Raw genomic sequence first — 19,518 nt, 5'->3', positions numbered from 1 at the left:
CGGCGCCTGCCCGGCCTGGGTTCACGGTTCGTCGTCGTTGACGCTGAAGGCCTCGCCGGTGGCAAAGAACCAGCCGCCGGCAACGTAGTGCATCGAACGCAGTGCGTCGTCGTCGCCGAACTGCCAGCGCCCGGCCGAGAACACCGCCGGGTCGGCCCAGGCGGCCACCACCTCGGCCAGGAACAGATCGTAGCGCTGCTGGTTGTGCGGCTCGGGCAGTACGCGGCATTCCAGCCAGGCGATGCATCCTTCCAGCAACGGCACGGCAATGCGCGAAGCGGCAAAGGTGGCAAGCCGCTGCGTGGCGAACTTGTCCTCCTGCGCGCCCGAGACCGAGCCGACCGCCAGCGTCGCCGCAGCCAGCGCCCGGGCCGGCACGTTCAATGCGAATTCGCCGGAGGATTCAATCAGACGTCGCGTGTAGGTTCGCGCATCGATCACCACCGCCACCTTGGGTGGCATGAAATCCAGCGGCATGGCCCAGGAAGCCGCCATCACGTTGCGGGCATCGCCGTGGGCGCTGGTCACCAGCGTGACCGGCCCGTGATTGAGCAGGATGGCAGCTTTGTCGAGTGCAACGGGGGCAAAATCCTGCATGGGAGGGCTCCTGCGGATGGGAATCGGGACGGCCGGTCAATGCGGTCGTCTGCCTCTTCTGGCACGCGCCCGCTCGAACCGTTCCTGCGTCCGCTTGGCGTCACGCGTCCCGAACGCATAGTGGCTTTCCAGCCAGAGCACGTTGATGATGCCCAGCGCCAACGCCAGGCCGATACCGAGAATCCAGGTGAAATACCACATATGGCACTCCTTGTCGCCACGGGCGTCGGCGTCCGCCGCGCAACGCCGCGGCTGGTTCAATAACCTGCGTGCGGATCGCGCCGGATGTGCGCCACGGTGACCGTGCCGCGCATCACCCGGTAGACCCAGCCGGTATAGAGCGCGATCAACGGCAGGAACAGACCGATCACCACCAGCATCAGGCCGAGCGTGCGCTGACTGGAGACGGCATCCCATACCGTAAGGCTCGATCGCGGGTCGCTACTGGACGGCAGCACGAACGGGAACAGCGCCAGTGCCGCGGTGACGATGACGCCGGTCACCGCACCGCTGCTGCCGGCCAGCGTGCACCAGCGCCAGCGCCGCCAGGCGGCAAGGCCGGCCAGCAGTGCGGCGGCCATGCCAGCACCCGGCGCCAGCCACAGCGCCGGCGACTGGTCGAACCGGGCCAGCCACAGCCCCGGGGCCCGGGTCACCGCCTTCTGCAACGGCGTGACCACGCCGTTCACGTCGGCAATGCCGGTCAGCGCGTAGCCGGTGATGCCGTGCAGTACCAGCCCCAGCATGCCGAACAGCGCCGCGACCAGCACGCCGGCCACGATGACGGCGCGCCGCGCGCGTTCGGCCACGGCCGCATCGCTGCGCAGGTACAGATAGGCCGCGCCATGCAATGCCAGCAACAGCACCGAGAGCAGGCCGCACAGCACGCCAAACACATTGAACAGATCCAGGAACCCGCCGTGGTAGCTGACCCGCAGGGTGTCGTCGAAGCGGAACGGCAAACCGACGAACAGGTTGCCGATCGCCATGCCGAACACCAGCGCCGGAAACACGCCGCCGACGAACAGCCCCCAATCCCAGCCGCTGCGCCAGCGCGGGTCGGCCAGCTTGCTGCGGTAGTCAAAGCCCACCGGGCGCAGGAACAGGGCGAACAGCGTAAAGACCAGTGCCACATACAGCACCGAGAAGGCCGCCGCGTACACCAGCGGCCAGGCGGCGAACAACGCGGCGCCGAAGGTGATCAGCCAGGTCTGGTTGCCTTCCCAGGTGGGACCGATCGCGTTGAGCGCAACGCGGCGTTCCTCATCGGTGCGCCCCACCCACGGCAGCAGCGTGGCCACGCCCAGATCCCAGCCGCCGGTCAGTGCAAAGCCCAGCAGCAGCAGGGTGATCGCCCCCCACCAGACCAGCTTGAGCGTTTCGTAGTCGAACATCATCGCGGACCTCCTTCAGCCTGCGCCGGCCTGGGCGGCAAGTGCATCGCCGTCGCGCCGGTCGGTTTCGTGGAAATAGCGCCCGGTGTGCAGGCTGGAGGGCCCCAGGCGGATGTACTTGAGCATCAGGAACATCTCGATCGCGAACAGGGCCAGGTAGATGGCTATCAGCCCGATCAGGCTGAACCACACCTGTCCGGCGTCGACCGCCGAGGCGGACAGGAAGGTGGGCAACACGCCCGAGATGGTCCACGGCTGGCGCCCGTACTCGGCCACGAACCAGCCGGCCATGATGGCCACCCACGGCAGCGGGATCGAGACCACCGCCAGCCTGAGCAGCCAGCGCTGCGGCGCGAGATTGCGCCGGGCAAGGAACCAGAACGAGGCAGCAAAGATGAACAGGAACAGGATGCCGAGCGCCACCATCAGCCGGAAGCTCCAGAACAGCGGAGCCACCCGCGGGATGGTGTCGGCGGCGGCAGCCTCGATCTGCGCCGGGGTGGCATCGACGACGTTGGGCGTGTAGCGCTTGAGCAGCAGGCCATAGCCCAGGTCGGCCCGGTGGCGCTCGAACTGCTGCCTGACGGCGGCACTGTCGTTGCCGGCGCGCAGCTGCGCCAGCGCCGCGTATGCCAGCATGCCGCTGCGCACGCGCTCGGCATGGTCGCGCTTGAGATCCTTGATCCCGGTGACCTCCTGGTCGGTCGAACGGGTGGCGATCAGGCCGAGCACGTAGGGAATGCGGATCGCGTAGTCGGTGCGCTCCGCCGCCTGATTGGGCAGGCCGAACAGCGTCAGCGCGGCCGGCGCCGGGTGTGTTTCCCATTCGGCTTCGATCGCGGCGAGCTTGACCTTCTGCACTTCGCCGGTGGCATAACCCGATTCGTCGCCCAGCACGATGACCGAGCACACCGAAGCCAGCCCGAAGCCCGCGGCCACGGCGAACGAGCGCAACGCGAAGCCGGTGTCGCGCGCCTTCAACAGATACCAGGCGGACACACCGAGCACGAACATCGCCGCGGCCACGTAGCCCGCCGCCAGCGTGTGCACGAACTTGACCTGGGCCACCGGATTGAAGATCACCGCGCCGATGTCGGTCAGCTCCATGCGCATGGTCTGGTAGTTGAACTCGGCCCCTACCGGATTCTGCATCCAGCCGTTGGCGATCAGGATCCACAGCGCCGACAGGTTGGAGCCCAACGCCACCAGGAAGGTGACGCACAGATGCTGCACGCGCGACAACCGCTCCCAGCCGAAGAAGAACAGGCCGACGAAGGTGGACTCGAGGAAGAACGCCATCAAGCCTTCGATCGCCAGCGGCACGCCGAAGATGTCACCGACGTAATGCGCGTAGTACGCCCAGTTGGTGCCGAACTGGAACTCCAGCGTCATCCCGGTGGTGACGCCCATGGCGAAGTTGATGCCGAACAGCTTGCCCCAGAAGCGCGTCATGTCCTTGTAGACGGCCTGCCCGGTCATCACATAGACCGACTCGCAGATCACCAGGATCCAGGACAAGCCCAGCGTGAGGGGCACGAACAGGAAGTGGAACATCGCCGTCAAGCCGAACTGCAGGCGTGACAATTCCACCACTTCAAGAGCGGGTAGCATGCTGTGTCTCCGATGATGCTCCGCGTGACCGTCAGCGAGGCGCCGGCCCGGGAGGGGGTGGGTGAACCGGGGCCCCGGCTTCGCGGGTGCCCAGCAACTGCTGGCCGATGCGCGCCTGCGGCACCGTCATCTGGCGGGTCCGGGTCAACGGGTCGGAGAACCACAGGGTCCTGGCCCCCGCCAACAGCGCCGCCTTGAGCACGAGCACCAGCACGATCTCAAGCCATAGCGGCATGCCCCGGCCCTTGCGCTGCGGCATCGCTATTCCTTGCCGCGCAACCGCTCGGTCAGGCTCAGCACCTTCTGCACCTTGGCGCCGAGCCGCATCAGGCTCTCCAGTGTCTCGGGCGAGAGGCGTTGCACCTCGTCGAACCAGACGGTGGCCATTTCGATCAGCTCGTGCATCTCGCGCATGCGGTCCTGCGCATGGCGCTCAGCCTCGGTCTGCGGCACTTCCAGCATTGCATCGCGCAGCATCGACAGCGTCGGCTCGATCTCACGCTTGCGCTTTTCCTCGGCCAGCGTACGGAAGATCTCCCAGATGTCCTTGGGCGCCTCGAAGTAGTCGCGCCGGTCGCCGCTCTGATGGATCAGCCGGGCCAGCCGCCAGCTCATCAGCTCCTTCATGCCCATGCTGACATTGGAACGCGAGAAGCCCAGCGTTTCGGCGATCTCGTCGGCATTGAGCGGGCGCGGGGAGACGAACAGCAGCGCATAGATCTGTCCCACGGTGCGGTTGATGCCCCAGCGGCTGCCCATCTCGCCGAAGTGCAGGATGAAGCGTTCGGTCAGTGGTGTGAGTTCCATTTTTGATTTGTGTAATTTCAGAAATTTTTGAAATTATAGAACGAACCTTGACCCAGCTCAACACCCAGCACCGCCGGAACCGTCAGTGCGCAAGCGCCCGTTGACGCGGCACCGCGGCGCTCACCCTGCCCGGTTTCGCGTTAGCATCGCGGTACGCTGTTCCGAGGATTTCCACCATGCCGGCCCTTGCCAGCATCTTCCAGGGTGCCGCCCTGACAGCCAGCCTGATCATGGCCATCGGCGCGCAGAACGCCTTCGTATTGCGACAAGGCATTGCCCGCCAGCAGCGCCTGCTGACCGCGCTGACCTGCTCCGTCTGTGATCTGGTACTGATGAGCGCCGGTGTGGCCGGCATGGGCGCACTGCTGGCACGCTACCCGCAGCTGCAATACTGGATGGCGCTCGGTGGTGCCGCGTTCGTGCTGTGGTATGGCCTTGCCGCGCTGCGCAAGGCATTGCACCCGGGCGCCCTCACCGTCACCACGCAGCAGGGCCTTGCCCGCCCCGGCGCGGTCGTGCTTGCCGCGCTGGGGTTTTCGATGCTCAACCCGCATGCGCTGCTCGATACCGTGGTCCTGGTCGGCGGCATCGGCGCGCAGCAGCCCGCAGCGGCGCGACCCTGGTTCCTGCTGGGGGCGGTCGGCTTCTCGTTCATCTGGTTCTTCTCGCTCGCGCTCGCCGCCAGCTGCCTCACACCGCTGTTCAAGCGTCCCGGCGCCTGGCGGGTGTTCGACCTGCTGATCGCAGTGATGATGTTTGCGATCGCGGCTTCGCTGCTGCGCAACACACTCTGACGGCCCTCCATCGCCGACGCATCCGACCTTCAACCCGCCATCCACCGCCGTCATGGCAGCGTCATCGCAAAGCGAGATCGTTGAGCTACGCTGAAGGCAAACACCGTGATGAAAACACCAGCGTTGTGATTGAGTCAGCAACAGGAAAGCCATGCCTGCCGTCACCACGCCAGCTACGGCAAATTCCCTAGTATCAGCAGACGCTAATGTAAGATAAAGTAGCAGACACGCCAGCAAAGGCGCCAATAAGCAAATCAGCCTGAAAGGAGCCCACGCCAATGAAGATCAGCCACAGACTATTGCTACTGATCGGGATCGCCGTGTTTTCGCTGGTACTTGTCGGCGCAGTGGGTTTCCTCAAGTTCAACAGCGTGCAGAACAAGGTCGAGCACCTCAGCGGTGAAGCGGTGGCAGGGCTGGAAAGCATCTACCGCATCAACAACGCCTACAAGGTGCAGCAGCTGCTGCTCTACCAGGCCGGCTCGAGCTTCGACGCCGATCTGCGCACGAAACTGATTGCCCACCTGAAAAGCCAGCGTCAGTTGATCGATACGCACATGCAGAGCTACGCCAAGACCATCGCCACACCGCAGGCCCGGCAGCTGTACGACGCGGTACTGCCGCGGATGGCGGACTTCCACCGGGCCTCGGCCGATGTCATCGCGCAGGCGGAGGATTTCGGCGATGTGGCCGCGTCATTGGTCAAGGCCCGCGAGACGGCCATTGCCGCCGAGGGCGCGCTGCAAAAGCTGGTCGACTACAACCTGGCGATCGCCCAGCGCTACAGCGCAGAGGCCGATGCCGAGCAGCGCCAGGCCAAGACCCAGTTCACCCTGCTGATCGTGGTGGCCGTGCTGCTGCTGTGCGTGGTCGGCACCCTGCTGATGCGTGCCATCCAACGGCCGCTGGCCCAGATGCATCAGACCGTGACCGAGATCGGCCAGTCGCTTGACTTCACCCGGCGCGTCACTGTCACCGGGCACGACGAGATCGGCATGACACTGACCGCCTTCAACGGCCTGCTTGATCGGCTGCAGCAAAGTCTGCGCGATCTGCGCGGCAAGATCGGCGAAGTCTCCGGCTCGGCCAACCAGCTCTCGCAGACGGCCAACCAGCTCTCGCAGACCGCGAGCCAGGCCAGCGACGCCGCGTCCAACATGGCTGCCACGGTGGAGGAAGTGACCGTCAGCATCAACCACGTGGCCGACCGCTCGGGCGAGGCCGATCACCTGTCGCGCCAGTCCGGCCAACTCGCCCGTGATGGCGGCGCGGTGATCGAGGCCACTGTGGCCAAGATCGATGGCATCTCCAATACCGTACGTGACGCCGCCGACGAGATGGGTCAACTGCAGGCCAAGAGCGCCAACGTTTCGGCCGTGGTCAACGTGATCAAGGAAATCGCCGACCAGACCAACCTGCTGGCGCTCAACGCCGCCATCGAAGCGGCACGCGCCGGCGAACAGGGACGCGGGTTCGCCGTGGTGGCCGACGAAGTGCGCAAGCTGGCCGAGCGCACCTCGCAGTCCACCCAGGAGATCTCGGCCACCATCGTATCGATCCAGGACGGCGCCAATTCGGCGGTGGCACGGATGCAGAACGTGGTGGTGCAGGTGGAGGAAGGCGTGCGTGAAGCACGCGCGGCCGGCGAGGCGATCCGCAGCATCCGCGGTAGCGCCGGCGAAGTGGTCGCGCGCGTTGCGGACATCACTGCGGCCATCCAGGAACAAAGCGTGGCCAGCACCAATATCTCGCAGGTGGTCGAACGGATTGCCAACATGTCCGAAGAGAACAGCGCCGTGGCCGGCACCACGCTGCATTCGGCGGAACGGCTGCAGCAGCTGGCGCATGACATGGAGCAGACAGTCGGCCGCTATCGGATCTGAACCGGCGGTCCTTCCCAATTTGCCAAGCCGGAACCGCGCTTGGCGCCCTTGCCCGCCCTTGCGCGGACCATATGCAGTCGACCGGGGCGCCGGCGCAGTCGGCCCGGTCCCCCGGATGCACGGGACGCACTATTTCATGCAACGCCGGCCGCCCTCGGCCGATGGCGCCTGCTGCAAGCCGCGGGACAAACCGGGCGAAGCGATGCGGGCAGGCAGCCTGCGGCCTCGTGGACGGCGATGCATCGACTCCCTGGGTGGCTGGCAGTATCGGGCGTACGACCGGTGAGCGCATCGGGGCCGGGCACCGCTCGCCAGCGACGCCTGGCGCGACGCGGACGCGTCAGTCCAGCAGCACCCGCCGGCCCGGCTGCGCCATCGTTTCGCCGATCACGCGCATATCGCGCCACGCCTCGTCGAAATCGGACCCACCCGCGCCGCGCGCGATCGCTTCGGCAAATGCCCTGAGTTCGGCGGCATAGCCGTCGTCATCCGGCCGGGTTTCGCTGACCACCCGCCCATCCGCGTGATGCAGCGTCAACGTGCGGCCGTCGTACTGCGCCGTTCCCCGCTCGGCCAGCAGCACCAGCCGCCATTCATTGTGCCCAGGCACCGAAAAATAAAGATTGAGCGAGCCATGCGCGCCGTCGGCGGTTTCGAAATGCAGGCAGCCGCCATCGTAGCGGCCCAACGCCGGGTTGACCTGCACCGCATCGAGCTGCGCCGCGGTGATCTCCCCGAGCAATGCCCGGACCACGGCGATGTAATGTACGCCGGCATCCAGCAACAACCCGCCTGGAAACGCTTCGCTGCCGCGCCAGCCACTGGCGATATAGCGGTTGTCCGGCGTCATATGGCTGAATGCATGCCAATGCAGTGCATAGGGCCGGCCGACCTCGCCGCTGGCCAGCCATTGCCGCAGGCGCTGCAGGAACCAGGCATAGCGGAAGTTCTCGGCCACCAACAGCACCTTGCCCGGATGGGCCCGCGCCAGCGCCCGCATCGCCTGGGCTTCCTCCAGCGTCGCGGCCAGCGGTTTCTCGACCAGCACATGCTTGTCTGCCGCCAGCGCCGCACGGGTGGCGGCCAGGTTGAGCGTGGCGGGCAACACGATATCGACCGCCGCGATATCGTCCCGGGCAATGAGCGCCTCCCAATCGCGATACCAGTCTATCCCGCCTGCCAGGCTCGCCAATGCCTGGGCCTTTTCCGGGGTGCGGTTGCATACCGCCACGAGTTGCAGCACGTCGCGCACCTGCAGCAGCGCCGGCCAATGCAGTTCGCGCGCGGCCACACCGCAACCGATCAGACCAAGCCTTATGGTGGGTTGCATCAGCTGATCATCCTCCTTGAAAGCCGTTTCCGGACTGTTTGCCTGCCCCCTCATTGTGACGCGACAGCATGCCTGCAGGCTTGCCCCGCCTTGTCGCGTCCTCGCCAAGGCAAGCGCCGATGTTTTTTTGTAACCGCAGCGCGACAGTACCCCGCCATTTCGCGCCACGGCAATTCAGCGGCTTCCCGCATTAATGCGTTGTCAAATCGAATATTGCCAATCAAATCAATTGTCTTTGCAATGACCGGGCTCCGTGCCGCACCCGCCAAACCCGCGCCGATGCACAGGTTGCAGACTGTTACACGACGTAGCCAGCCACTGTTTGGATTGCCCCGCAATTGTCGCTAGAATTCGCCCCGAGTTGTCGATGGCGTCTTAAACCGAAAGGTTGCACGGCAATCATCGATTGAATCACTTCGTACCCTTAACCTGAAAGGTCAATCAAAATGAAACAATCTCTGCTCGTTGCCGCTCTGCTCGCCGTTGCCCTGTCCGCCTGCGGCAAGAAGGACGAAGTTCCGGCTGAAGCCTCCGCCCCGGTTGAAGCTTCCGCTCCGGTCGCTTCCGCACCGGTCGAAGCGCCTGTCGCTTCCGCTCCGGCTGCCGCTGCTTCGGCACCCGCTGCTTCCGCTGCTTCCGCTGCCCACTAAGCCGGCATCGCGAATCCGAAAAGCCGACCGATTGGTCGGCTTTTTGCTTTTGTGCTTTTGTAAAACAATCCCGTCCTGTTGCCGAGCACATCCATGCAGCTGTTGCTTCCCCGCTGGCTGATTCCCGTCCAACCCCGTGCCGTGCTCACGGAGCATGCACTTGTCGTCGACGGATCACGCATCGTCGATCTGTTGCCTGCCACCACCGCGCTGGCGCGCTACCCGGATGCCAAGGTGCTGCATCTGCCCGAGCACGCGCTGCTGCCGGGGCTTGTCAATCTGCACGCGCATTCGGCGATGACGCTGCTGCGCGGCTACGCCGACGATCTCGCACTGATGGACTGGCTCGGTCAGCACATCTGGCCGGCCGAGGCGCGCCATGTCTCGGATGAATTCGTCTTCGACGGCACCTTGCTCGCCATCGCCGAAATGATCGCCGGTGGCACCACCTGTGCCAACGACATGTATTTCCACCACGGCGCGGTGGCCAGGGCCGCACTCGCGGGCGATTTCCGGATGGTGGTCGGCTGCTCGATCCTGGAGTTCCCCACCGCCTATGCCGCGGATGCCGATGGCTATCTGCGCCGCGCGCTCGACGCGATCGACGAATTCCGCGGCGAGGCGTTGCTCGGCTTCACCCTGGCGCCGCATGCGCCCTACACCGTGAGCGATGCCACCTTCCGCCGCGTGATCACGCTGGCCGACGAGCTGCTGATCGGCATCCATTGCCATATCCATGAAACCGAGGACGAAATCGCGGGCAGCCTGAAGGAACATGGCGTGCGCCCGCTGGAGCGGCTCGCCGGACTGGGATTGCTCGGCAGCAACCTGGTGGCCGCCCATATGGTGCACACCACCGACGAGGAGTTGGCACTGCTGGCACGCCACGGCGTGCATGTGGCGCACAACCCGTCCTCCAATCTCAAGCTGGCCTCGGGTTTCGCGCGCATCGCCGATCAGTTGGCCGCCGGGATCAACGTCGGCATCGGCACCGATGGCGCGGCCAGCAACAACAAGCTGGATCTGTTCGCCGAAATGCGCCTGGCCGCACTGCTGGCCAAGGGCCACAGTGGCGATGCGCAGGCGCTGCCGGCATGGCAGGCGCTGGAAATGGCCACACTCAATGGCGCGCGGGCACTCGGCTGGGAAGAGCGGATCGGCAGCCTCGAAGTGGGCAAGGAAGCGGACCTGATCGCGGTGGACCTGTCGGCCGTGGCAACCCAGCCGTGCTACGATCCGGTATCGCAGCTCGTCTACTCGGCCGGGCGCAGCCAAGTGAGCCACGTATGGATCGCCGGGCGCGCCGTCTACGCCGACCATCGCTACCTGCACCTGGACCTGGCCGATGTACAGGCGCGTGCCCGACGTTGGCAAGGCCGCATTTGCGCATGAGTATCCCGATATGACCGACCCCGTGCTGAACGCCGATCAGGCGGAATTGGCCAAGTTTTCAGCCCTTGCCCACAAATGGTGGGACAAGGACAGCGAATTCAAACCGCTGCACGACATCAACCCGCTGCGGCTCGATTTCATCGAACAGCACCTGCCGCTGGCCGGACAACAGGTGCTGGACGTCGGCTGCGGCGGCGGCATCCTGTCCGAGGGGCTGGCACTGCGTGGCGCCCAGGTGACCGGCATCGATCTGGCCGAGAAATCGCTGAAGATCGCCAAGCTGCACCTGCTGGAATCCGGCCTGCGCGTCGACTATCGACTGATCGCCGTCGAAGCGCTGGCCAGCGAGGCGCCCGGCCGTTTCGATGCGGTGACCTGCCTGGAGATGCTGGAACACGTCCCGTCGCCGGCCAGTGTGGTCACAGCATGTGCCGCACTGGTGCGCCCCGGCGGCTGGGTGTTCTTCTCGACGCTGAACCGCAACCCGAAAAGCTATCTGATGGCGGTGCTGGGCGCGGAGTACGTGCTGGGCCTGCTGCCGCGCGGCACCCATGAGTACGCCAGGTTCATCAAGCCATCGGAACTGGCACGGATGGCGCGCACAAGCGGCCTTGAGACGCAGACCCTCACCGGGCTGCACTACAATCCGCTGGCCCGCACCTACCGCCTGGGCGGCGACAGTGACGTGAATTACCTGCTGGCGTGCCGCAGGCCGGAGTAGACGCATGGTGCAAGCCGTACTGTTCGACCTGGATGGCACGCTGGCCGACACCGCGGCCGACCTGGGTGCCGCACTCAACCGGATGCTGATCGAAGAAGGCCTGCCGCCACAGCCCTACAGCGCCATCCGCCCGCTCGCCAGCCACGGCGCGCGTGGTCTGATCGGGCTGGGTTACGGCGTCACCCCTGACGATCCCGGGTTCACCAGGCTGCGCGAACGGTTTCTAGGGCACTATGAAAACCACCTGTGCGAAGACACCCGGTTGTTCGAAGGCATCGCCCCGCTGATCGAAGCCCTGGCCGGACGCGGCCTGCCATGGGGCATCGTCACCAACAAGCCGGCCCGTTTCACCGACCCGCTCATCCTGCGCCTGACATGGCCGGCCGCACCCGGCGTGGTGGTCTCGGGAGACACGGTCGGCGTGGCCAAGCCCGACCCGAAGCCGATGCGCTTCGCCGCGGCAGCCCTTGGCGTGGCACCGGAACGCTGCTGGTACGTGGGCGATGCGGAACGCGACATCGCTGCCGGCCGCGCCGTCGGCATGAAGACCGCCCTGGCGCACTGGGGGTACATCGCCCACACCGATCTGCCACACACCTGGGGTGCGGATGTCGCCATCGAACACCCGCTGGAGCTGCTGCGGCATCTGCCCAGCTGATCCCTGCCGTTCCCGCATCGGCGCGGGCCATGCCTCACACGGCGCGGCTCAGCGGTGCACGTCCACCACGAAGCGGCCGCGATGCTGACCGGCCATGATGGATTGCGCCGCGTGCACCGCCTGCGCCAGCGGGATCTCCTGGACGATCTGTTCCAGCCCCACCACATCCAGATCGCGCGCCAGCCGCTGCCAGGCCTGTTCGCGCAACGGCCGCGCGGCATACACGCTGTCGATGCCGTACAGCGTCACGCCACGCAGGATGAATGGCGCCACCGTGGCCGGGAAATCCATCCCCTGTGCCAGCCCGCATGCCGCCACAGCACCACCGTACCGCACCTGCGCGCAGGCATTGACCAGGGTGTGGCTGCCCGCGGTATCGATCACTGCAGCCCAGCGCTCCTTTTGCAGCGGCTTGCCCGGATTGGCGAACTCCGCCCGTTCCAGCACCTCCCGCGCGCCCAGTATCTGCAGATAGGCGCCGGCGTCCGCCTTGCCGGTCAGCGCAGCGACCTCGTAGCCCAGCCGGGCCAGCACCATCACTGCCACCGAGCCTACGCCCCCGGTCGCGCCGGTGACCAGCACCGGACCGCTTTGCGGCGTCACACCGTGCCGCTCCAATGCCCTGACGCACAGCATCGCAGTGTAGCCGGCTGTTCCTACCGCCATCGCCTGGCGCGGCGTAAACCCCTGGGGCAGCTTCACCAGCCACTCGCCTTTCAGCCGGGCCTTCTGCGCAAGGCATCCCCAGTGCCCCTCACCCACGCCCCAGCCGTTGACCACCACCCAGTCGCCCGGCGCAAAATCTGGATGGGCCGAGGACAACACCTCGCCTGCGCCATCGATCCCCGGCACCATCGGCCAATCGCACACGACAGGCGCACGATCGGTGATCGCCAGCGCATCCTTGTAGTTGAGCGTGGAGTAATGCACCTGCACCAGCACATCGCCCTCGGGCAGGGCCACTTCGTCCAGCTCGGCCACCCGGACCTCGAAACAGCCTTCTTCCCGACGCAACAGGATCGCTTTAAACATGGCGTTCTCCGTTTTCACGCATTGACGCTCCCCATCCGCAACGCTAACGATAACGCCTGCCTCTTCTTCTGACGACTGCCATGAATCTATACCTGCGCCTGCTTTGGCTTTTGCTCACGGCACGGCTGCGCCCGGCCTGCGATCTGCTGGGCCCATGCGAGACACCGATGCGGGTCTGGCCGAACGACCTGGACATCTACCGCCATATGAACAACGGGCGCTACTTCACACTGCTGGATCTGGCGCGCACCGACCTGATGATCCGGGCCGGCCTGCTTTCCAGGATCAAGGCGGCCGGCTGGTTTCCAGTGGTGACCATGGAAACCATGCAATTCCGCCGCGCACTGACACTGATGCAAAAGGTGAAGATCGTCACCCGTGTGCTGGGCTGGGATGCCAAATCCATCTTTCTGGAACAACACTTTGTGCGCAGCGGCGAAATCGTCGCCTCCGCCGTCATCCGCGCCCGCTTCCTGCGGCGCAGCGGCGGCTCGGTGCCCACCGCCGAACTGATGGCGCTCGCCGGACACGACGAACCTTCGCCACCATTGCCGCAATGGGTGACCACCTGGGCCGAAGCCACCGCCGAGCAATCGTGAACACCGCACCCGCGCCGCTCAGGCAACCCAAGGTCGCCAAGCCCGCCACCGTGGGTGTACAATCCGGAAATCATCTGGGGCCGCCATGGTTTCGACGGGGGTTGCAAAGCGGATGAGGGCATGCCGGGATCGCAGATTTCCCGTTAAACGCTGTATTCATTTAGTCGCAAACGACGAAACTTACGCTCTGGCCGCTTAATTGCCGCCAGACTCTGCACTCACTTGCTGATGGGTGAGGCGGGGCAACCCGCAGCAGAGTCATTCACATCAGATCGCATCGGCCCGGGCTACTTGGGCTGGTGTTAAATCCAAGGTGGCTCGCTGGTAGCAAGCCCGTCGGTTGGCGTGCTGCCGGTTAAAGCAGTCAAATCAGCCTGACTAAGCATGTAGAACTCTTCGTGGAGGGCTTTCGGACGCGGGTTCGACTCCCGCCGGCTCCACCATTTACCAAAATCCCAACCCTGATCGGTTGGGATTTTTTTGCCCGAAACGCCAGTGGTGGCGTGGAACTCGACCTCGGCCTCTTGAGCACAACCCTCAAAAAGCCACCGCCTCAGGCGCACTTTCCGCCGTTTTTATCTCTCTGTTCTCTGCTGTCCTCTTGAGCATTCAAGAGCAGCAGTCGTGTATTTCTGCGGGTTTGCTGCCCATCGGTTTGCTTCTTCGCTTGCTAGGCGAACGCGACCGAGGCTGCGTCCCAAAAACTGCCTTGCGGCAGGATGTTGGTGCGGCACATTCATGCACCTGCTTGGCATTTTCTCGCGATGCCTTCGAACGTAGTCATCGTGAAGACAATTGCCTTTGAGCAAGAAAAGGTCGTAGCTGTGCAACGCCCTCCCTTAGTGCCTCGGTACTTTCAGCGAGGCGGGCTTGCAGCCGCGCTGCATCGCGCAGAATGGCACTGATGCCGTTGTGTGCTGAGAAGATGTCCGTTGTCACCGCCATCCTGATAATCGCCGCAACTTCCGCAGTGGGACGCCACTTGGCGCTACCGCCAATCTCAAGACCAGTAAGCTCCCGGATGACGGTAAGTTCGGCCAAAAGCTCCCGGTAGCGGGAAGTATGAACTGCAATATCGCGATCAAGCTGTGCTTTCCCATGCTCCAACGCATCAGCAACAGCGGCTCGAGCTGCGGCATCGATCATCTCTTGCTTCGCTGTGCCAGCCAGAAAGAGCATGCGTGCCATGAACGCTTTGGTCAGCTGCTTGGCTGGCAGCAAGGGCGCCTTCCTTGCGATGACCAAGCCATCAGCGACGACTTCCAGCAGGCCGCACTCTGAGGGCAGTTCTCCCTCCTGCACGACTCCAGCGGGTGCAACAATCCATCGACGGTCACAAAAGGTGGACAGGCTACCTGCCCGAGTCGGCCGACGGCGCGCTTTGAGCCATGAACAACGGTCCACTTCGATCTGGAATTCCCAGATATCCATGCCCCGGGACATGCGCATCGCCATGACATCGGGAGCCTTTTGGCCAGCATCCCCTGCATGTACTGGCTCCATGACTAAGAGCCATGCCGGCGCTGTATACCGTGCACGCAGCAGCGCTTGGACCTCTTCCAGTTCAATAGGCTTGCCCGAGCGTGAATCGATCATCCCAGTATCGTCCATCCCCTTGCTCCATTCGCCGATGTGTTTAGTGATGCGACTAGGTCTCGGTGATGCTTCGGAACCAATTCAAAAGAGCGGCAGCTGCACTGATCGCGTAGCGCTCTGCCTTGCCTTGATCACCGGCCAGTTGGGCCATCAGCAACTTGCCCGATAGGACAGAGACCAGCCAGTACCAATCGGAGGGTGTCTTGTGATGTGACAATGATCGGTATTGCTCGACTTGATAGGCCGCTTCGCGGCGCACGGATACGAACCATGCGTTGGCTCGCGGCACGTTGATCGCACACTCAAACTGGGCAAATCGGCTTTTCGTCCTTGCAATCACGGGCTCTTCCGCGTTTTGCAGAAACTTGCCAGCCGAAGCAGCGGCCGCCTGCAGAATCCAAGTCATCTGCACTCGATTATCAAGATCGCCGAACGCGGCGCGATAGCGGGCTCCCACCGACAGCGCTGCTTTTTCGTAGCAGGCGCGGCCCGCCTTCTGGGCGACCTGAGCCGCGAGTCGCATGCACTCGAGGCAGTCGTCGTCCTTCGAGTTGCCAGTTGCTGCTGCCTCCCCTGCGCACCTCCGAAAATGCGCATAGTTGGACTCGATGGCATCTCGATTCCACTTCTCAATCACCAGATCTTCAATGGCCACCTTTTCAGCCATCAGGACTCGTCTGCCGACCTGCCTCACCTCATCAAGATACAGGCGTACCTCAGGATGGCTGAGTTCATGCTGGCGAAGCTGATGGAGAGCCTCGAGTGAAGTGATCTCTTCGGACAAGCGGGAGACCTCAGTGACCCGTCCATAGAAATAGATCAGGATGCTCCAGCATGCGACGGCTCCAATCACGGCGCCGACCACCAGGGCTTCGATGGAATAACTTAGTTCGTGCGGGTCAAAAAGCAGTATCGAATAAACCGCGACAGGGATGCTGATCAGCAGGGCCAGCACGAGTACAAACACGATCTTGTCTCTGCGAATCAGCGACTGCAGGCGCGTAGGCAGTGACGCGACCCCTTGAATTGCACTGCCATCGACAATTTTCTCCCAAGCAATGACTCTCACGTTTACCTCAGGCTTTCAGGTTCCACGATGTCCACTCTCCCATGGATGCGCTCTATTGCCCGAGATGGGCTCAGCGGGTTGTACAGCGGACGAACACGCTGTCGCTTCCGTCAGATAGCACCATTGTCGTGGCTAGGCAAAGGCAGCAAAATCTACTTTCACGTGGTTGACTTAACAAAAATCTGCGGTTGCCGAGCGCTGTGAAGGACATATTATTACGTGCAGATGAAACATACATTGCCGTTCAACGGAAATAAAACTTCCTATTGTCGGAAGTGGAACGTTACACGTAAGGAAATATTGATTTCTTACTGTCTCGTAAAAATGAGGACATAGTCTATCGCGCCACATCTGACATGATGACCATCGGGTTTTCTGTCAAAATCCACTGTTGGTTATATCGACAGCAAATGGACGCGCTACCAGACGGGGACTGCGGCCCGCTGGTGGCTATCAAGGAGGCGGTGGACGTTGACGATCAGGGTTTTTCTCGCGGATGACCATCACCTGCTGGTCGCCGGTTTCAAAGACGTGCTCAAGGGCTACGACATTGACGTTGTCGAAGTGGCTTACACGCTCGAGGGACTGATTGATCGCTATTTTGAGGTGCGACCCGACGTCCTCGTCATTGATGTACGGTTCGATGGCCGACATGCGGGCGAGAACGGGCTGGAAGTATGCGAAGAGCTACTGGCGCTCGACCCCACCGCACGAATTATCGTTTTTACGCAGTTCGACGACCTGTATCTCATCGAAAAGTCTTATCAACTCGGGGTTCTGGCTTTCGTACGCAAGGATGAACGCATTGAAGTACTTGACGAGGCGATCCGGACCGTGGCCGAAGGGAAGGAGTTTTTCTCGCCTGAGATTGCACAGGTGCTTGCCTGGGTTGCGGTGAAAGACAAAAACCCTCATAAGCTACTCGACGAAAAAGAGCTGCGCGCATTCAGCTTGACGGCCGATGGCGCTTCACAGGCCGAGATCGCCGCGCTGATGGATTTATCCACCAAAACCGTTGGTGCCCTGTTGAAAAGCGCAAAAAGCAAATTGGACGTGGAGAGCCAGGCCGACATTACCAAGCTCGCTATCCGCTACGGCATTACGACGACCGCGCCGAAAACGAGAAGCTGATCGAAGTTCCAGGCCGCTTGGCATTCGACGGATTGGCCGGTTGCACTTTAAGGGAGCTCCCCAACACGCGAGCACGTTCCCGCATGTCAATCAACCCAATGCCCGCTGCACCGTCCGCGCCACGGCTGCTGACGCCGATGCCGTCGTCGCTCACTTCGACCTTGTACTGATCGTTGGCTTCAATGAATTGCACCGACACCCGGACATGGTCGGCACCGGAGTGCTTGATCGCGTTGAACAGGGCCTCACGAATGATCTTGAACGCACTGACAGCGATTGCTTCTGGCAATGCAGGGCGCTTTGGCAAGTTGTGCTCAAGAGTGATCAGCGGTCGGTCAAAGACTGAGGTGTAATGGGTTACCACGGATTCCAGTGCGGCCGTGAACCCGATCGAATCGATCACCTCAATGCGCGTGTTCTTAATGATTGCACGCATTTCCGTGTAGGCGTCGGACACCATGCTCAATGCATTGTTCAGCAGCACTGTGGCCTTTTCATTGTCAGCCACCATCGGTTCCAGCTGTCGAAGCGCCTGCTTGGTTACGAGCAATCGGGGATTGACGTCGTCATGGAGGCGGCGCGCCAGAGCCCGCCGTTCCTCATCGATACGGCGGTTCGCTTCGGCAAGGACGCGACGCGTCTCCTCATGCGAGGTGTCTGCGCCCTCCATTCCATGTCGATGGAAATAGAACAGATAGAGCAGATAGAAAAAGAACACAAGCAGCAGGCCCGCGGCGACACTGGGAATCATATTGGCGCGCGTAACCAGCGGTAACGCCGTGACCAGCAATGCGGCCCACACCCATAGAAAATACATAGCGGCCTGGTTACCCCGGGCCGCCAAAAAAAGACTGACCAATAAGGCGGTCAGCAGAACGACACAACTAGTGTAGAAGATGATGGCCAAATCCACGGCCAAGACTCGTTGCGACGACGTCTTGTCAGCGCAGCTTTGCCAGCGCTGCAGCGCCTAGCTCGCCTTCAACCACCCCGAGTTCACGGGCCTTTACCGATACAGCGACTACCTTAGCTTTTCGCATATCGTCAAACGTATTGACGCCACTCACAATTGCGCAGGCTTCACTCGTCTTATTGCAGGTCTCGACGTTGATATAGCCGCAGCCCAGAAATCCCTTTTTCCCTTTGATGATCAGCAACGGCCTTGCCAGTGCGCCATAGTTCAGGTATTCGAACTGATCGACCTCGGCTTCAGCGTGAATTTGGATTTGATCTTGAATTGCGCCCGCGTCCATTGACGGCTCCATTGCAGGGTTGGTGGAAAATTCAGCTCTTACGCTTGCTGTTTTGAATCATTTCGGTAATGGCGTCGTTTGGAATCGTCGCCTTAAAATTCTCGACAAAATGCTCCAGCTCACTGACATTCGCTTTGTCCAGCTTAGAGATATCAAGATTAATACAGATAAAACCAATCAGCCCGTACACTTCATGAAATATCGGAATAGTAGTGGACTTGATCGGTCGGCCATCTTTCAGAGTAAGGGCGTAGCTCACAAACGAGCCGCCGCGCCCCTGCCCTCCCTCGCCGTAGCTGTAGTTTTTGATGAGCTGCAAGCCGAAATTGGTGTTCGTGTCGCCCAGGCGCCGACCTGAAATCGGGTTCTGGACTGCAATAATCGATCGAAGCGGGTTTCGGGTATCGTGGAGGACAAATTCCATCGGTGTACCCGCAAAAGTCTGTCCAATACCGTTCACGATATCCCGATAGGATTGAAATATCCGGTCGCGCTCCTGATCCAGTCGGGCAAGGGCCGCATAATCCGGTATTTCCGCTAGACGTAGGTATTTGGCCTTTGACTTTGCATCGAGCAACAAGGTTACGTTGTTTGCGTTGCCAAGATAAATAAGATCGGCAATGGCACGAGGCGACGGGTTAACCGTGAAATAATCGATTGCCTTAATAAGGCGTGCCCGATCTAGATAAAGAGTACCGGCGTGGTCTGCCCGAATTGGGTAAAGATCATCGTATGCCGCCAAGGCTTTGCCAGGCAGCACTTTGTGTTCGGGCTGTTGAGGTGATCGAAAGCCTAGCACATAGATGCTGATTGCAACGATTAATACGCCCGGTACAAACACCGAAGCCAACCGCCGCCAGTTGACAGGGATCTTGAAAACCATTTTCACACCCTGACCAGCCCCTGAAATATAGAATTTTCAAAATAGTAGGGGTTTTCCTTAATCCCTTGCAATTTCTGAACGATGAACGGCACATTTCCTTGCGTCAAAGTTCAGCAGA

The 19,518-nt window shown here is 62.2% G+C and carries 20 protein-coding genes and 1 other RNA gene; 8 read left to right on the top strand and 13 right to left on the bottom strand.

Features of this window, described 5'->3' with window-relative positions; all coding sequences use genetic code 11:
• Nucleotides 1-21: 21 nt before the first annotated feature.
• Genes N8I74_RS08260 through N8I74_RS08235 form a run of 6 tightly spaced genes read right to left on the bottom strand, consistent with a single transcriptional unit; the run spans nt 22 to nt 4,409 of the window.
• Entirely contained in the window at nt 22-597 is a 576-nt protein-coding gene (locus N8I74_RS08260) for a flavin reductase family protein (RefSeq protein ID WP_263126415.1), read from the bottom strand.
• Nucleotides 598-633: 36 nt separating this feature from the next.
• Complete coding sequence (gene cydX / locus N8I74_RS19465; RefSeq protein ID WP_408611892.1) at nt 634-798, bottom strand: cytochrome bd-I oxidase subunit CydX; 165 nt, start codon at nt 796-798, stop codon at nt 634-636.
• Between the two features lie 56 nt (nt 799-854).
• The gene (gene cydB / locus N8I74_RS08250; protein ID WP_263126414.1) at nt 855-1,994 is read right to left on the bottom strand and encodes a cytochrome d ubiquinol oxidase subunit II; all 1,140 of its coding nucleotides are present in this window, start codon (nt 1,992-1,994) and stop codon (nt 855-857) included.
• 12 nt (nt 1,995-2,006) lie between these two features.
• A complete protein-coding gene (locus N8I74_RS08245; RefSeq protein WP_263126413.1) occupies nt 2,007-3,602 on the bottom strand; it encodes a cytochrome ubiquinol oxidase subunit I in 1,596 nt (531 codons plus the stop codon).
• A 31-nt stretch (nt 3,603-3,633) separates the two neighbouring features.
• Nucleotides 3,634-3,861, bottom strand: a complete 228-nt coding sequence (locus tag N8I74_RS08240; RefSeq protein WP_263126412.1) for a hypothetical protein — start codon at nt 3,859-3,861, stop codon at nt 3,634-3,636.
• Nucleotides 3,862-3,863: 2 nt separating this feature from the next.
• Nucleotides 3,864-4,409 carry a GbsR/MarR family transcriptional regulator gene (locus N8I74_RS08235; RefSeq protein ID WP_263126411.1) on the bottom strand — a complete coding sequence of 182 codons (546 nt, stop codon included), beginning with the start codon at nt 4,407-4,409 and terminating at the stop codon, nt 3,864-3,866.
• Between the two features lie 176 nt (nt 4,410-4,585).
• Between N8I74_RS08235 and N8I74_RS08230 the strand changes: the two genes are divergently transcribed.
• Entirely contained in the window at nt 4,586-5,203 is a 618-nt protein-coding gene (locus N8I74_RS08230; RefSeq protein ID WP_263126410.1) for a LysE/ArgO family amino acid transporter, read from the top strand.
• Nucleotides 5,204-5,481: 278 nt separating this feature from the next.
• On the top strand, nt 5,482-7,086 hold the full coding sequence (locus N8I74_RS08225; protein WP_263126409.1) for a methyl-accepting chemotaxis protein: 1,605 nt from the start codon (nt 5,482-5,484) through the stop codon (nt 7,084-7,086).
• Between the two features lie 340 nt (nt 7,087-7,426).
• On the opposite strand, the gene N8I74_RS08220 is transcribed toward N8I74_RS08225, so the two are convergent.
• On the bottom strand, nt 7,427-8,416 hold the full coding sequence (locus N8I74_RS08220; RefSeq protein WP_263126408.1) for a Gfo/Idh/MocA family protein: 990 nt from the start codon (nt 8,414-8,416) through the stop codon (nt 7,427-7,429).
• 743 nt (nt 8,417-9,159) lie between these two features.
• Here N8I74_RS08220 and N8I74_RS08215 point away from each other — a divergent pair.
• Genes N8I74_RS08215 through N8I74_RS08205 form a run of 3 tightly spaced genes read left to right on the top strand, consistent with a single transcriptional unit; the run spans nt 9,160 to nt 11,837 of the window.
• Nucleotides 9,160-10,458 carry a TRZ/ATZ family hydrolase gene (locus N8I74_RS08215; RefSeq protein WP_263126407.1) on the top strand — a complete coding sequence of 433 codons (1,299 nt, stop codon included), beginning with the start codon at nt 9,160-9,162 and terminating at the stop codon, nt 10,456-10,458.
• A 10-nt stretch (nt 10,459-10,468) separates the two neighbouring features.
• Nucleotides 10,469-11,179 carry a bifunctional 2-polyprenyl-6-hydroxyphenol methylase/3-demethylubiquinol 3-O-methyltransferase UbiG gene (ubiG, locus tag N8I74_RS08210; RefSeq protein ID WP_263126406.1) on the top strand — a complete coding sequence of 237 codons (711 nt, stop codon included), beginning with the start codon at nt 10,469-10,471 and terminating at the stop codon, nt 11,177-11,179.
• 4 nt (nt 11,180-11,183) lie between these two features.
• Nucleotides 11,184-11,837, top strand: a complete 654-nt coding sequence (locus N8I74_RS08205) for an HAD family hydrolase (RefSeq protein WP_263126405.1) — start codon at nt 11,184-11,186, stop codon at nt 11,835-11,837.
• A 48-nt stretch (nt 11,838-11,885) separates the two neighbouring features.
• Here the strand turns inward: N8I74_RS08205 and acuI are convergent, their stop codons facing one another.
• Nucleotides 11,886-12,869, bottom strand: coding sequence for an acrylyl-CoA reductase (NADPH) (gene acuI, locus N8I74_RS08200; protein ID WP_263126404.1), 984 nt, complete (start codon nt 12,867-12,869; stop codon nt 11,886-11,888).
• 80 nt (nt 12,870-12,949) lie between these two features.
• Between acuI and N8I74_RS08195 the strand changes: the two genes are divergently transcribed.
• Both N8I74_RS08195 and ssrA read left to right on the top strand, forming a co-directional pair.
• Nucleotides 12,950-13,468 carry an acyl-CoA thioesterase gene (locus tag N8I74_RS08195; RefSeq protein ID WP_263126403.1) on the top strand — a complete coding sequence of 173 codons (519 nt, stop codon included), beginning with the start codon at nt 12,950-12,952 and terminating at the stop codon, nt 13,466-13,468.
• Between the two features lie 76 nt (nt 13,469-13,544).
• Nucleotides 13,545-13,911, top strand: a transfer-messenger RNA (tmRNA) gene (ssrA, locus tag N8I74_RS08190).
• Nucleotides 13,912-14,248: 337 nt separating this feature from the next.
• Here the strand turns inward: ssrA and N8I74_RS08185 are convergent.
• Nucleotides 14,249-15,079 (bottom strand): hypothetical protein, encoded by an 831-nt coding sequence (locus N8I74_RS08185; RefSeq protein WP_263126401.1) that lies wholly within the window; start codon nt 15,077-15,079, stop codon nt 14,249-14,251.
• 37 nt (nt 15,080-15,116) lie between these two features.
• Nucleotides 15,117-16,133 (bottom strand): hypothetical protein, encoded by a 1,017-nt coding sequence (locus N8I74_RS08180; RefSeq protein WP_263126400.1) that lies wholly within the window; start codon nt 16,131-16,133, stop codon nt 15,117-15,119.
• Between the two features lie 471 nt (nt 16,134-16,604).
• On the opposite strand from N8I74_RS08180, the gene N8I74_RS08175 reads away from it, so the two are divergent.
• Entirely contained in the window at nt 16,605-17,264 is a 660-nt protein-coding gene (locus N8I74_RS08175; RefSeq protein WP_263126399.1) for a response regulator, read from the top strand.
• Here N8I74_RS08175 and N8I74_RS08170 read toward each other — a convergent pair.
• From N8I74_RS08170 to N8I74_RS08160, 3 genes are read right to left on the bottom strand one after another with little or no spacing between them, the layout of a single operon-like run.
• Nucleotides 17,233-18,177 carry a sensor histidine kinase gene (locus N8I74_RS08170; protein WP_263126398.1) on the bottom strand — a complete coding sequence of 315 codons (945 nt, stop codon included), beginning with the start codon at nt 18,175-18,177 and terminating at the stop codon, nt 17,233-17,235. The two genes, N8I74_RS08175 and N8I74_RS08170, sit on opposite strands and share 32 nt — an antisense overlap.
• Nucleotides 18,178-18,205: 28 nt before the next feature.
• Nucleotides 18,206-18,517, bottom strand: coding sequence for a YunC family protein (locus tag N8I74_RS08165; RefSeq protein ID WP_263126397.1), 312 nt, complete (start codon nt 18,515-18,517; stop codon nt 18,206-18,208).
• A gap of 31 nt (nt 18,518-18,548) precedes the next feature.
• Entirely contained in the window at nt 18,549-19,400 is an 852-nt protein-coding gene (locus N8I74_RS08160; RefSeq protein WP_263126396.1) for a PAS domain-containing protein, read from the bottom strand.
• Nucleotides 19,401-19,518: the final 118 nt, after the last annotated feature.

Origin of the sequence: Chitiniphilus purpureus (genome assembly GCF_025642115.1) — a bacterium.
Classification (GTDB): Bacteria; Pseudomonadota; Gammaproteobacteria; order Burkholderiales; family Chitinibacteraceae; genus Chitiniphilus; species Chitiniphilus purpureus.
This window is presented reverse-complemented; position numbering and strand designations above follow the sequence as displayed.